This window comes from Hymenobacter coalescens, from assembly GCF_054783195.1.
In genome coordinates, this window is sequence record NZ_BAAGRA010000004.1 from 85,395 (window position 1) to 98,029 (window position 12,635).

Consider the following 12,635-nt stretch of genomic DNA (forward strand, 5'->3'; position numbering starts at 1 on the left):
CCGCTCCAAGGCCCCACGCCCGGCTACACCTCCGCCCACACGTAGCGGCGCTCTTTCCAGCGAATGTGGCCCGGCAGCACGGTGTACACCAGCACCAGCACCGACATAAAGCAGAGGTAATACTCGTAGCCCAGCAGCACCCACAGCGGTTCGCGGCGGCCTACCTGCCGCAGGCTCACGTGCAGAAACAGCGTTTGCAGAACCACCTTCAGGCCTAAAATCAGCGGGGTGTAGGGCCAGGAGACGAAAGGCGGGCAAAACAGCACGGTGTAGAAGATGCCGTACAGCCCGAACAGCCCCGAGAGGTACCACGGCAGCCGCCCGGTGCCGCGCATCCAGCGCTTGCGCTGCTCCAGCAGGCACTGCACCGTGGGCTGCGGCGCCGATACGCCCAGTACCTCCCGGTGCCAGAGGTTGCGGTAGTCCCAGCCGGCGTCCACGATGCAGCTGAACAGCTGCAGGTCCTCCGTTATCTGAAACGCCAGCGCCTCGTAGCCGCCAATGGAATCGTAGGCGGCGCGCGTCACCAGCATGTTGTTGCCCACGGCCGTGACGGGCAGCCCCGCGTCGGACAGCAGCCGGATGACACTGAGGCCGAAAAGCCAATCCAGGCCCTGCATACGCCCAAACAGGCCGCCTTCGGCCGTGGTGGCACCCGTTACCACGCCCACGCGGCCCGCCCCGTCGATATCGGCGGCGCCGAGCATGTGCTGCACCCAGTTGGGGGCCAGCGCCATGTCGGCGTCGGTGAGCAGGAAGTAGTCGGCCGTGGCCTGCCGGCAGAGCTGGGCAATGGCGTTGCTCTTGCCCTTAGCCTGGCCCACCGGCGCGCCGATGCTCACCAGCCGAAATTGCGGCTTGTCCCGGATAAAGCGCTGCACCACGGCCGCCGTGTCGTCGGTGCTGTGGTCGTCGCCGATGAGGATTTCCAGCTTATCGGCGGGGTAATTCAGGGCCGCCAGCCGCTGCAGGCACCGCTCGATGTGGTAGGCCTCGTTGCGGGCCGGCAGCAGGATGCTCACGCGCGGCCGGGCCACGGCCGGCGCCGGGCGGCGCCACTGGGTGAGCAAGCGAATCAGCAGCAGCAGGCACACCCCGAAAAAGAAAACAAAGAAGCCGTGAACGGGTAGCATAAAGGGGCAAATCGGGTGGAAGCGCGGCTTGAAGCTTACGAGAACCAACCCCCGCTGTGTTACCGCTGAGCACCCGAACTTTTCGCCTCCGCCGGTGAGTGCATCTATTCCCGGCCGCCGCATCTTTGCCTTGCTACTTGCTCCTGCTATGGAAACCGTCGACCGGGACTACCTGCGCCTTTCTTACCGCCCCGATCTGCACCTGCTGTTCATGCGCTGGGCGCGGCCCGTGTCATCGGCGGAGCACCGCGCCGGGTACCAGGCCGCGCTGGAGTTGGCCCGCGAGAAGCAGTGCAGCCACTGGCTTATCGACCTGCGCGCCCGCGGCCTGGCCGCCCCCGAAGACTTTGCCTGGGTGCTGGCCACCTTCCGCCCGCAGCTGCGGGGCGTGCTGCCGGCCCCGCGCCGGTTGGCCTACCTCGTCACGCCCCGCGACGTTGAAATCATCACCGGGCGCCTGCAGGCCGTGGAGCCCACCCTGCCCGAGCAGGTGCGCCAGGACGCCGAGGTGCGCAACTTCACCGAGGAGCTGCCGGCCCACCACTGGCTGCAGGCGGGCACCTAAAGCACTATCCCTTAACGCAAAACCGCCCCGGCTGCGCTTTGGCAACCGGGGCGGTTTTGCGTTAGACGACGCGGCCTGTTAGGCCTGCGGGTTCGTCAGCACCGGCGTGTCGTAGCCGGGGTTTTCCATCACGGCGGCCACGTGCGTGTCGTCGTCGTCGCGCACGCGCAGGGTGAGCAGGCCGGCCAGCACCATGCTGGCTCCGCCGAGTACCAGCGTGTTCAGGGTGTTGCCCTGAAACAGGTGCACGGTGAAGTAACCCAGGATGGAGGCCGCCACGATCTGCGGAATGACGATGAAGAAGTTGAACACGCCCATGTAGTAGCCCATGCGGTTGGCGGGCAGGGAGCCAGCCAGAATGGCGTAGGGCATGGAGAGGATGCTGGCCCAGGCAATGCCCACCAGCGCCATCGACACGATGATGAAGTCGGGGTTGGTGATGAACTTGAGGGACACCAAGCCCAGGCCACCCAGCAGCAGGCACAGCATGTGGGTGCGGCGGCGGCTGGTGCGGGCCGCAATCAGCGGAATAATGAAGGCAAACACGGCGGCGACGCCGTTGCGCACCGAGGAGCACAGGCTTAGCCAGTCAGCCCCGTCGTTGTACTGCTGCTGCACGCGCTGGGCGGTAGCCCGCTCGGCCGCGGTCAGCTGGCCCTTCGCCAGGGCGTAGTTGGCCATGTTCAGGGTGATGACCTTGTCGGCTTTATCGGCCTGGAACTGGTCGATTTCCGTCACGTCGCGGCGCAGCCCGTCCAGCTCCTTGGTGCCCGCCGCACCAGCCGTGGCGCTGCCAATCTGCGCTTTCAGCTTCTGGTACAGCGGCGCGTCCACGCGCATGTTGTAGATGTTGCTGGTTACGGCGTTGGTGGCGTAAATCCACATCGAAAACAGCGCAAACCAGGTGAAGAACTGCACCACGGCCAGCTGCTTCATGGCGGCCGGCATGTGAAAAATGCCCGCAAAGGACTCGCGCAGGCCGTCCCACATGCCCACCTTGGCGTTTTCGGCCCGGAACGCCTCCATGTCCTCGGGCGGCGTTTCGGTGCTGGTCAGCACGGTGTAGAGCACCGAGAGGAAAAAGGCTGCCGCGCCCACGTAGAAGGCCCACTTTACCGAGGGCGGAATCTCGCCGGCCGGGGCCGTATTGCTCATGCCCAGCCAGTTGGTGAACACCCACGGCAGCAGCGCGGCAATGACGGAGCCCACTCCGATGAAAAAGCTCTGCATGGCGAAGCCCGAGGTGCGCTGCTCCGAGGGCAGCTTGTCGCCCACAAAGGCGCGGAACGGCTCCATGGAGATGTTGATGGAAGCGTCCATGATCCAGAGCATGCCGCCGGCCATCCACAGCGCCGAGGAGTTGGGCATCACAATCAGCGCCAGCGAAGCCAGGATGGCGCCGATCAAAAAGAACGGCCGCCGCCGGCCCAGGCGCGGGCTCCAGGTCCGGTCGGAGAGGTAGCCGATGATGGGCTGCACCAGCAGGCCGGTCACCGGGGCAGCAATCCAGAGGATGGGAATGTCGTCCTTGTTGGCCCCCAGCGTCTCGAAGATGCGGCTGACGTTGGAATTCTGCAGCTCGAAGCCGAACTGAATGCCGAGAAAGCCGAAGCTCATGTTCCAGATCTGCCAGAACGAGAGCGGCGGCTTGCGCGTGGCGGTGGCGGGGGAAGTAACGGCGGCGCCTGAAGCCATAACGGAAAGGATGTGGGAATGCGGAAGATAGGACGGAGTGGGGTACTTTGCGCGGAGGCCCCAAGCCCGGCGTGCGCGTGCCAGGCCGCAAGCTCAGCGAAGCCGTGGCACGGCTGCGGCGGGGCTCAGCAGGACAGTCTACGGCTGCCCACGGAGCTTACTTTTTCGGTTCGATTTCGAGGATAACCGCCGACATGGGCGGCAGCGTGATGCGCGGGGAGCTGTTGTCGGAGCGGCCGTTGAGCACGTCGGTGTAGGTGTAGCGTTGCGGCTGCGCGGCCAGGCCCATCAGCTGCCAGGCCGCGGCCGGGATGGTGATAGTGGGCACGTAGGTCTGCGTGGGGCTGAAGTTGGCCACCACCAGCATGCGCTGCTTGTCGGTGAAGCGCAGGTAGCTGTAGAGCTTCTTGTCGTCGTATTCCTTGCTGAGGTTGTTGGCGTCCTGCAGCTCGTAGAAGCGGCCCTTGCGCAGGGCCTCGCTCTGGGCCGTGAGGTTGAGCAGGCGGCGGTAGAAGTCGCGCAGCTGCTTCTGCTGCAGGCTCAGGCGGCCGCCGTCTAACTTGCCGCCGTTCAGCCACTTCTGGTGCTCGGGCACGCCCCAGTAGTCGAAAATGGTGGTGCGGCCGTCCTCCGAGCTGAAGCCCTCGGCCCCGCGGCCCGGCTCGCCCACTTCCTGCCCGAAGTACAGCATCACCGGCCCCGAGCCCAGCGTGGCCGACACCGTCATGGCCGGAATGGCGGTTTTCGCGTCGCCGGCGAAGTCTTTGGAGGCAATGCGCTGCTCGTCGTGGTTTTCGAGGAAGCGGAGCATGCGCGAGGAGAAGCCGCGGCTTTCTTCTTTCCACACGCGGGTAACGTCCTCTAGCTTGCCCCCGCCCGTCATCAGGCGGCGCAGCCCGTCGTAGAGGCCCACCTTGTCGTAGAGGTAGTCGAACTGCCCGCGTTCCAGGTAAGTGCGGTATTCCTTGGCGTTGTAGGCCTCGCCCATGAACAGGATGCCGGGTTTCACCTTCTTCACCTCCGGAATCACCCAAGCCCAGAACTCCACGGGCACCATCTCGGCCATGTCGCAGCGGAAGCCGTCCACGTCCTTTTGGGCCCAGAACACGAGGATGTCGCGCATCTTCAGCCAGGTATCCGGGATGGGGTCCAGGTGCAGCTTGCGCCCGTTCTGGTAGTCCACGCCGTAGTTGAGCTTGATGGTTTCGTACCAGTCATCGATGCTCGGCGCTTCGCTGAACACGTCGTTGCCCGTGGCCTTGGCGGGGTTTTCCTGGTACTTGCTGTCTTCCTTCGGGCCCTTGGCGGCGGGCCCGAGCGGGTCGGCGCCCTTGGGCACCACGAAGGCTTTGCCGGGCAGGTAGTAGAAGTTGTTGTTCGGCGCGAAGGCCTGGGTCTTGTCGTCTTTTTCGCCCAGGTCCACCACGCCCGCCGGCTTGGCGTCCGACTTGTAGCTGCGCGCCACGTGGTTCGGAATGAAGTCGATGAAGAGCTTCAGGCCGTTTTTGTGGGTGCGCTTGACCAAGGCTTCGAACTCCTGCATGCGCTTGGGCACGCTCACGGCCAGGTCGGGGTCCACGTCGTAGTAGTCCTTCACGGCGTAGGGCGAGCCGGCGCGGCCCTTCACCACGTCCGCGTCGTCCACGGCAATGCCGAACTTCGAGTAGTCCGTCATGGTGGCGTGCTCGAGCACGCCGGTGTACCACACGTGCGAGGCGCCCAGCTTCTTGATTTCCTGCAGGGCCTGGTCGGTGATGTCGTTGAACTTGCCGACGCCGTTTTCCGCCGCCGAGCCGTGGGGCTTGTTCAGGGTTTTCTGATTGCCGAACAGGCGCACCATCAGCTGGTAGATGATGATTTTGTGGTCCTGCACCGCTTCGTCGGTGGTGTTCGGGTCGCCGGGGGCGGGGGCTAGGTAGTCGGCCATGGGCGGAGACGCCACGGGTGAAGGGGAGAAGGCAGTCAGGCCCAGGGTAAGCAGGGTGGCCGACAGCAGGAGGGGACGTCGCATAAGGACGGTAATTTAGGGATTTAGGCCCGTTCGGGTCGGGGGGAAACGCGTTTTTCTTGCGCAATTATTTTAATTCCTGGCCACCCGGCCGCGCCGCCGGAAAGCCGGCCGGCGCCCCAAACCCTTTAGGCTCACCATTCCTGCGAGAGGGGGTGCAGCATCAGCTCATCGATGACCACGTGGGCCGGGGCTTCGAGCACGTAGCGCACGGCGTGGGCCACGTCGATGGGCTGCAGGTGAGTTTTGGCTTTGTCCGGGCCGCCGGGCTGCGCCTCGTTGAAGTGCGTATCCACCAGCCCCGGGTACAGCACGCTCACCTTGATGCCGTGCGGGCGGGCTTCCTTGCGCAGTGCGTCGAGCACGGCGTGCTGGGCGTATTTGCTGGCCCCGTAGGCCGTGCCGTGCACGAAGGTGCGCTTGGCCACGTCGGAAGCAATGCCCACGATGTGGCCGCGGCCCTGCTCCTTGAGGTGCGGCAGGGCAGCCTTGCAGAGCAGGAAGGTACCTTTCACGTTCACGTCGAACATCCGGTCCCACTCTTCCGCGCTGAAGTTTTCCAGCAGGTTGAACGAGCCCACGCCGGCGTTGCACACCACGATGTCGAGGCGGCCGTAGCGGCTCAGGGTTTCGGCCACCACGTGGCGGGCGTCCTGCTCGTCGCTCACGTCGGCCACCACGGCCAGGCCGTTGGTTTTCAGGGCTACTTCGAGCAACTCGTCCTCGGAGCGGGCGACGCACACCACCTGCGCGCCCTGCACGGCCAGCACGGTGGCAATGGCGCGGCCAATCCCGCGCGAGGCGCCGGTCACGATGGCCACTTGGTTGGTCAGATCAGTCATGGTTGCGGCAGCTAGTGGTACAAATCAGGTCGGGTTTCGTCCCAAATAATACGAAAGGGCCGCCGGAGGTTCGCCTCCGGCGGCCCTTTTTGCAGCCGACGGGCCCGCGGCCTTACTTCCGCAGTTCCAGCACCCAGGCCGTGTAGGCCGGCACTTTCATGGTCTGCAGGCTGGGCACGCGGGTGCCGGTCAGCACTTCCTCGGCGGTGGTGTAGCCCTGCAGGCGCTCGGCAAACCGCTCGGTGGTGAAGGTGCGCGCCTCCTTGGCGGCGTTCATCACCACCATCACCGTCTCGCCCTGGTCATTATAGCGGAAGTAAGTGTACACGCCGTTGTCGGGGATGAAGTGCTGGTACTTGCCGGTGTGGAGCACGGGGTGCGCCTTGCGGTAGTTGGCCAGCCGGCTCACGTACTCGAAGGCCGTGTTCTGCGCCTCGGTGCGCCCGGCTTTGGTGAAGGCGTTCTGTCGGTCGGCGGGCCAGCCGCCGGGGAAGTCCTCGCGCACCTTGCCGTCGGGGCTGGAGAAGTTCTTCATCAGGATTTCGGTGCCGTAGTACAGCTGCGGCGTGCCGCGGGTGGTCAGCAGCCAGGCCAGGCCCATCTTGAACTTGCTGAAGTCCTCGCCGATAACCGAGTAGAAGCGGCTCACGTCGTGGTTGTCGAGAAACACCACGTTGCGCTGCGGGTCCTCGTACATCCAGTCGGCCTGCATGGTGTAGTACAGCTTGTTGATGCCTTCGGTCCAGCCCGGTTCCTTGGTCAGCGCCTCGTTCAGGGCGTACTGCAGCTGAAAGTCAAGCACGCCAGGCAGGTTGCTTTTGAAGCCCTGCGCCGCCGCGAAGTTGTTGCGGGCGAAGTAGGCCTGCTGCCCGGTGCCCTGCACCCAGGTTTCGCCGAACAGGCCCAGCTGCGGGTACTCCGCCCCGATGGCCTCGCCCCACTTCATCAGGAAGTCGCGGTCGGAGTAGGTGTACGTGTCGACGCGGTAGCCATCCAGGCCGGTGTATTCCACCCACCAGAGGAAGTTCTGGATGAGGTAGGTGGCCACCTGCGGGTTTTCCTGGGCCAGGTCGGGCATGGTCGTGTCAAACCACCCTTCACCGAATTGTTTCCGGTCGTAGCGGGAGGCGTAGGGGTCGTTGAAGGCCGCGTCGCGGAAGTTGGAACGGGTAAACTGCGGCCACTGGTGAAACCAGCTTTTGGCCGGCTGATCCAGGAACAGGTAGTTATAGGAACCCATGTGGTTGAGCACCACGTCGTGCACCACCTTCAGGCCCTGCTGGTGGGCGCGCTGCACAAAGCGCACGTAGTCCTCGTTGGAGCCGTAGCGCCGGTCCACGGCGTAGTAGTCGGTCAGGGCGTAGCCGTGGTAGCTGGCCTTGGGCATGTCGTTTTCCACTACGGGCGTGGGCCAGATGGCCGTCACGCCGAGCTCCTTCAGGTAGCCGAAGTGCTGCTCGATGCCCTGCAGGTCGCCGCCGTGGCGCGCGTACATGGAGTCGCGGGCTACGCCGGGGGCGCGCATGCCCTTCACCACGTCGTTTTTGGGGTTGCCGTTGGCAAAACGGTCGGGCATGAGCAGGTAGATGAAATCAGCGCTGCTGATGCCCTGCACCTTGCTCTTGTCGCCGGGCGTGGTGCGGGCCCGCAGCTCGTACTGGTACCGCAGCTTTTTCGGCCCGCCCGTGAAGGTTAGCGGCAGCTTGCCCACTTGGGCCGTGGGCTCCACGCGCAGGTCCACGAGCAGGTAGTTGGGGCTTTCCAGTTTCTGCTGCCCGGTGATGGTCACGCCCGGGTAGCTGCCTTCGATGGCCGCCGTGCTCTGCCCGATGCCCGGGCCGTGCACCAGCAGCTGCAGCGCGGGGTTTTTCATGCCGACCCACCAGAACGTGGGGTCGATGCGGGTAATGCCGGCTTTGGCAGCCGGGGCCGCGGGCAGTGGCGCGGTGGCGTGGGCGGGCAGCGCGGGGGCGCCAAGCAGGCACAGCAGCGGCAGCCAGGCGGGAAGGCGGAGCAGTCGGAACATAAAATAACAACGCAAGAAAACGACGCCGTACCGGCGCCCGGCGCAAAGTAGAAGCTTTGCCCGCGGGCATCAAAGCCGCGCCCAGCTACGCCCTGACTATCAAGCTAAAACAAAGCGCCGCCACCCTGAATGGAGCAGCGGCGCCGGTTGGAAACCAGGTGCGGGCCCGGCCGGTCTTAGTTGGTCAATTTAGCCAGCCAGAGCGAGGCGTTCAGGTGCAGGCGCGAGTGGCTGGCGTTTTCGTTCCAGCCGTCGTACACCGTGTTGCCGGGCGAGCCGGTGCCGTCGTCGGCCGGCGAAGAGTCGCCGATGAATACGATGCGGCCCGCGCCGTAGGTGCTGCTGGCGCACATGGCCAGCGAGTTGCCCTGGGTGGCCGAGTTGCGCCAGATCAGACCCTTCACCGTGCTGTTGGCCGAGGGATTGAGCGTGGCCGTGGCTCCGTTGTGGAACGACAGCTGCGTGACGGCGCCCTGCGGACCGTTCAGGATCTGGTTGGTGCTCGATACCAGCTCGTTGGTGCTGTTCTCCACGATGTTGTCGAGGTTGACGGTGAGGCCGAAGGGGTTGCCGGCCATCAAATCGTTCCAGATGTCGGGCGAGTCCCAGCCGTCGTTGTTGCGGTCCGAAATGTCGTGGTCCGAAATCATAAACAGGCCGCCCCCGTTCTGCACGAACTGCAGCAGGGCCGTCTTCTCGGCCGTGGTGAAGCGCACGTTCGGCTCGTTGATGATGAGCACGTCGTAGTTCTGCAGGTCCTGGGTGGCGGTGGTGCCGTAGGTAAAGGTGCCCGAGGGCAGCTGCTCCACCGAGTGGCCCAGCTTCACCAGGGCCACACCCCAGGCCGAAATGGCGCCCGTCCAGTACGTTTCCGGGGTGGTGCTGGTGATGCCCGAGACGGCCGGGGTGGGGAAGCGCACCGGAATGCCGCTGTCCACGTCCAGCACCCAGTCGGCGTTGCCGGCCAGCTCGCCGTGCGCCCCGTCGATGAGGAATTTCTTACCCGTGCCCGTGGGGGGCGGCGTAGTGGTGCCGCCGTAGGTCTGGATGTCGACGTTGTCGATGTTGATGCGGTTGGTACCGCCCGACACCTTGCGGATCTGGAAGCGCACCGCGCCGCTCTGGTTCACGGTGAAGGTGGCCGTGCCGAGCGCCGTGCTGCTGCTGGTGACGGTAGAGCCGACCTTGGAATAGGTGCTGCCGCTGTCCGTCGATTTCCACAGCTCCCAGGCGGAGCTGCCGTCGGTGCCGTACACGGCGTGGCCGATGGTGACGGTGCCCGCGCCGCCCGTCACGTTGAAGTTCATGGTCAGGGAGCCCACGTTGCGCACCCGCGCCGATTGCGCGCCGGTTTTTGGGTCGGCGGTGGTGTTGCCGAGCAGCGCGTCGTTCAGCGTCCAGGAGCCGGAGCCCAGCGTGACGGTGCCGGTGGTGTAAGCCGTTTTGGTGCCCGATTCAAAGCCCTCGGGGAAGCCGGTGTTGGAGGCGTTCTGGCTGGTCACGACGGGCGCCAAAGTGCCCTGCGGCAGCGGGCCGTCGGTTTTGGCGCAGGCCACGGCCACGGCCAGCAGTGGGGCAGCCCACAGGCGGGAGAAAAACTTCATAGGTGTAATGGAGGTGGAATGGAAGAGAACAAAGCTACTTGGCAGAAATGCCTAAAGCAGCGGGGCTTAAATTACCATTTTGTTAAAATATATCCTGCGTTTTTAAAAAAATATACATCGATATGCGCTTGCCACCCGCGGCCCAATGAGCCCTTATTCAGCACAGCTCAACGGGCTTTTGTACCTTATGCCGCGCTGGCATCCAAGGCGTTTTTGTTGCGCCATTTTTTTAGGTTTGCCGATCCGTTGGCAGTTCGCCCTGCCCGGCGGCATTTCACCCTCTTCTCTCTTCATGGCTTTCACCTTCTCTACCTACCAGCCCGCTCCCGAATTCAGCAAGTCGGCGGCGTACTTTTCGATGGAATTCGCCATCGACCAGGCCCTGAAAACCTACTCGGGCGGCCTGGGCTTCCTGGCCGGCTCGCACATGCGCTCGGCCTACGAGCTCAAGCAAAACCTGATCGGCATCGGCATTCTGTGGAGCTACGGCTACTACGACCAGAACCGCCAGCAGGACGCGACCCTGCGCGTCGATTACGTGGCCAAGCATTACAGCTTCTTGCAGGACACGGGCTTCACCTTCGACATCACCATTCACTCGGCCCCGGTGAAGGTGAAGGCCTACTACCTGGCCCCGGAAGTGTTCGGCACCTGCCCGATGTTCTTCCTCACCACCGACATTCCCGAAAACGACTACCTCTCGCGCACCATCTCCCACCACCTCTACGACGCGGACCTCGCGGCCCGCGTGGCCCAGAGCATCCTGCTGGGCGTGGGCGGCGGCAAGCTGCTGGACCTGCTCAACCGCGCGCCCGAGGTGTACCACCTCAACGAAGGCCACGGCTTGCCGCTGGGCTTCTACCTCTACGAGAAGCACGGCAAGCAGCTGGAGGAAGTGAAGAAGCGCCTGGTGTTCACCACCCACACCCCGGAGCTGGCCGGCAACGAGGAGCACGGTATGAAGCTGCTCGAAGACATGTCGTTTTTCGGCGGCGTGACGGGCCGGGAGGTGCGTGACTTGGGCCTGGTACACGACGAAAAGCTGAACTACACGCTCACCGCCCTGCGCCTCTCGCGCATCGCCAACGGCGTGTCGGAAGTGCACGGCCGCGTGGCCCGCGACATGTGGCAGGGCAACGCGGGCATTTGCCCCATCGTGCACATCACCAACTCGCAGAACGGTACCTACTGGCGCGACGCCCCGCTGCACAAGGCCCTGAACTCGCCGGCCAGCACCGCTGTCAAAAACCTGAAGGCCCGCAAGCGCCAGCTCAAGGAAGAGCTGTTCCGCGAAGTGGCCAACCAAACCGGCAACGTGTTCGACCCGGACGTGCTGACGGTGGTGTGGGCGCGCCGCTTTGCCGGCTACAAGCGCGCGAACCTGATCATGAATGACTTCGCCCGCTTCGAGGCGCTGGTCACCAACGCGGACCGTCCGGTGCAGGTCATCTGGGCCGGCAAGCCCTACCCGAAGGACTACGGCGCCATCGGCCTGTTCAACGAACTGATTACCCGCACCCGGCACCTGAAAAACTGCGCCGTGCTCGTCGGCTACGAGCTGGGGCTTTCGGCCCTGCTGAAGAAGGGTTGCGACATCTGGCTGAACACGCCGCGCTTCCCGCGCGAAGCCTCGGGCACCTCGGGCATGACGGCCGCCATGAACGGCGCGCTGAGCCTGAGCATCCCCGACGGCTGGATTCCGGAGTTCGTGCGCCACGGCGAAAACGGCTTCCTCATCCCGCTGGCCGACCTCGACGCCCCCGACGAGCAGAAGGACCGCGAAGAAGCCGCCGGCACCCTCGACGTGCTCGAAAACGAGATTCTGCCCCTTTACTACGGCAACCCCGCCGCCTACTGGAAAATCGTGCAGACCGCCATGCGCGAGGTGGAGCCGCAGTTCGAGTCGGGCCGCATGGCCACGGAGTACTACGAGCTGATGTACAACGCCTAAGCGGCGAGGTGTCGTTTACGCGGCTCCTGGTTCGCCCACGTTACCTTACCCAAGCCAAGCGGCCCCGGCAACTCAATTGCCGGGGCCGCTTGCGCATTTAGGGGTGTCCGAATGTCAAACGCACCACCTCACTATTTCACCGCCGTGCGTAGCACGGGCTCCAGCACCGCCCACACGTTTTCGGCCACGATGCGGTAGCCGGAAGCGTTGGGGTGGGCGCGGTCGGGCAGGTTCAGCTCGGGTCGGCCCAGTACGCCTTGCAGCAGGAAAGGCACGAAATCCAGTCTGTTTTTCTCAGCCAGGGACCGAAACTGCGCTTTGAACTCCTGGGCGTAGCGCCCATACTGGTGGTGGCCGAAAGCGCTCAGGTCGAAGGGAAATTCCATGCCCACGAGCACGATGCGGCAGTCCGGGTATTGGCGCTGCACCTCGTCGATGATGCGCTGCAGGTTTTGGGTGGTTTCGCGCACCGGAATACCGCGCAGCCCGTCGTTGGCGCCCAGCTCCAGCACAAACACGTCGGGCCGGCGGCGGCTGAGCACCGTGGGCAGGCGCTGCAGCCCGCCGGCGGTGGTTTCGCCGCTTACGCCGGCGTTGATGCACTGCCAAGCCAGCCCCTGCGCGTCTATTTTTTGCTGAATCAGGGCCGGAAAAGCCTGCGGGGCGGGCAGGCCGTAGCCGGCGGTGAGGCTGTTGCCGAAGAAAACAATGTTGCGCATAACGGGGGGCCGAGGAGCCGCGGCCTGCCCGGACTGGTTGCCGGATGGGGACGAACAAGCCGTGCCCAACAGGCTGCAGCCCAGCAGCAGCA

Annotated in this window: 9 protein-coding genes; 2 read left to right on the plus strand and 7 right to left on the minus strand. The window is 64.6% G+C overall.

Annotated features, from left to right (window positions below):
* Positions 1–23: 23 nt before the first annotated feature.
* Positions 24–1,133 carry a glycosyltransferase family protein gene (locus tag ACYVKQ_RS03505; RefSeq protein WP_460575667.1) on the minus strand — a complete coding sequence of 370 codons (1,110 nt, stop codon included), beginning with the start codon at positions 1,131–1,133 and terminating at the stop codon, positions 24–26.
* A gap of 148 nt (positions 1,134–1,281) precedes the next feature.
* On the opposite strand from ACYVKQ_RS03505, the gene ACYVKQ_RS03510 reads away from it, so the two are divergent.
* Positions 1,282–1,698: a hypothetical protein gene (locus ACYVKQ_RS03510; protein ID WP_460575669.1), complete on the plus strand. Its 417-nt coding sequence runs from the start codon at positions 1,282–1,284 to the stop codon at positions 1,696–1,698.
* 78 nt (positions 1,699–1,776) lie between these two features.
* Here ACYVKQ_RS03510 and ACYVKQ_RS03515 read toward each other — a convergent pair whose 3' ends face one another.
* The 5 genes from ACYVKQ_RS03515 to ACYVKQ_RS03535 all read right to left on the minus strand — a co-directional run bounded on the left by ACYVKQ_RS03515 (position 1,777) and on the right by ACYVKQ_RS03535 (position 9,873).
* Positions 1,777–3,393, minus strand: a complete 1,617-nt coding sequence (locus ACYVKQ_RS03515) for an MFS transporter (protein WP_460575671.1) — start codon at positions 3,391–3,393, stop codon at positions 1,777–1,779.
* 157 nt (positions 3,394–3,550) lie between these two features.
* On the minus strand, positions 3,551–5,404 hold the full coding sequence (locus ACYVKQ_RS03520) for an alpha-amylase family protein (RefSeq protein ID WP_460575673.1): 1,854 nt from the start codon (positions 5,402–5,404) through the stop codon (positions 3,551–3,553).
* A gap of 131 nt (positions 5,405–5,535) precedes the next feature.
* Positions 5,536–6,243, minus strand: coding sequence for an SDR family oxidoreductase (locus tag ACYVKQ_RS03525; protein WP_460575674.1), 708 nt, complete (start codon positions 6,241–6,243; stop codon positions 5,536–5,538).
* A 112-nt stretch (positions 6,244–6,355) separates the two neighbouring features.
* Entirely contained in the window at positions 6,356–8,269 is a 1,914-nt protein-coding gene (locus ACYVKQ_RS03530) for a glycoside hydrolase family 13 protein (RefSeq protein WP_460575676.1), read from the minus strand.
* 176 nt (positions 8,270–8,445) lie between these two features.
* Positions 8,446–9,873, minus strand: coding sequence for a hydrolase (locus ACYVKQ_RS03535; protein ID WP_460575677.1), 1,428 nt, complete (start codon positions 9,871–9,873; stop codon positions 8,446–8,448).
* A gap of 292 nt (positions 9,874–10,165) precedes the next feature.
* Between ACYVKQ_RS03535 and glgP the strand changes: the two genes are divergently transcribed.
* Positions 10,166–11,824 (plus strand): alpha-glucan family phosphorylase, encoded by a 1,659-nt coding sequence (gene glgP / locus ACYVKQ_RS03540; RefSeq protein ID WP_460575679.1) that lies wholly within the window; start codon positions 10,166–10,168, stop codon positions 11,822–11,824.
* A 131-nt stretch (positions 11,825–11,955) separates the two neighbouring features.
* Here glgP and ACYVKQ_RS03545 read toward each other — a convergent pair whose 3' ends face one another.
* The gene (locus ACYVKQ_RS03545; protein WP_460575681.1) at positions 11,956–12,543 is read right to left on the minus strand and encodes an arylesterase; all 588 of its coding nucleotides are present in this window, start codon (positions 12,541–12,543) and stop codon (positions 11,956–11,958) included.
* Positions 12,544–12,635 lie beyond the last annotated feature (92 nt).

Excerpts from the sequence above, each read along its gene's own strand:
- ACYVKQ_RS03505 (WP_460575667.1), bottom strand. The coding sequence starts at position 1,133 with ATGCTACCCGTTCACGGCTTCTTTGTTTTCTTTTTCGGGGTGTGCCTG.
- ACYVKQ_RS03510 (WP_460575669.1), top strand. The coding sequence starts at position 1,282 with ATGGAAACCGTCGACCGGGACTACCTGCGCCTTTCTTACCGCCCCGAT.
- ACYVKQ_RS03515 (WP_460575671.1), bottom strand. The coding sequence starts at position 3,393 with ATGGCTTCAGGCGCCGCCGTTACTTCCCCCGCCACCGCCACGCGCAAG.
- ACYVKQ_RS03520 (WP_460575673.1), bottom strand. The coding sequence starts at position 5,404 with ATGCGACGTCCCCTCCTGCTGTCGGCCACCCTGCTTACCCTGGGCCTG.
- ACYVKQ_RS03525 (WP_460575674.1), bottom strand. The coding sequence starts at position 6,243 with ATGACTGATCTGACCAACCAAGTGGCCATCGTGACCGGCGCCTCGCGC.
- ACYVKQ_RS03530 (WP_460575676.1), bottom strand. The coding sequence starts at position 8,269 with ATGTTCCGACTGCTCCGCCTTCCCGCCTGGCTGCCGCTGCTGTGCCTG.
- ACYVKQ_RS03535 (WP_460575677.1), bottom strand. The coding sequence starts at position 9,873 with ATGAAGTTTTTCTCCCGCCTGTGGGCTGCCCCACTGCTGGCCGTGGCC.
- glgP (WP_460575679.1), top strand. The coding sequence starts at position 10,166 with ATGGCTTTCACCTTCTCTACCTACCAGCCCGCTCCCGAATTCAGCAAG.
- ACYVKQ_RS03545 (WP_460575681.1), bottom strand. The coding sequence starts at position 12,543 with ATGCGCAACATTGTTTTCTTCGGCAACAGCCTCACCGCCGGCTACGGC.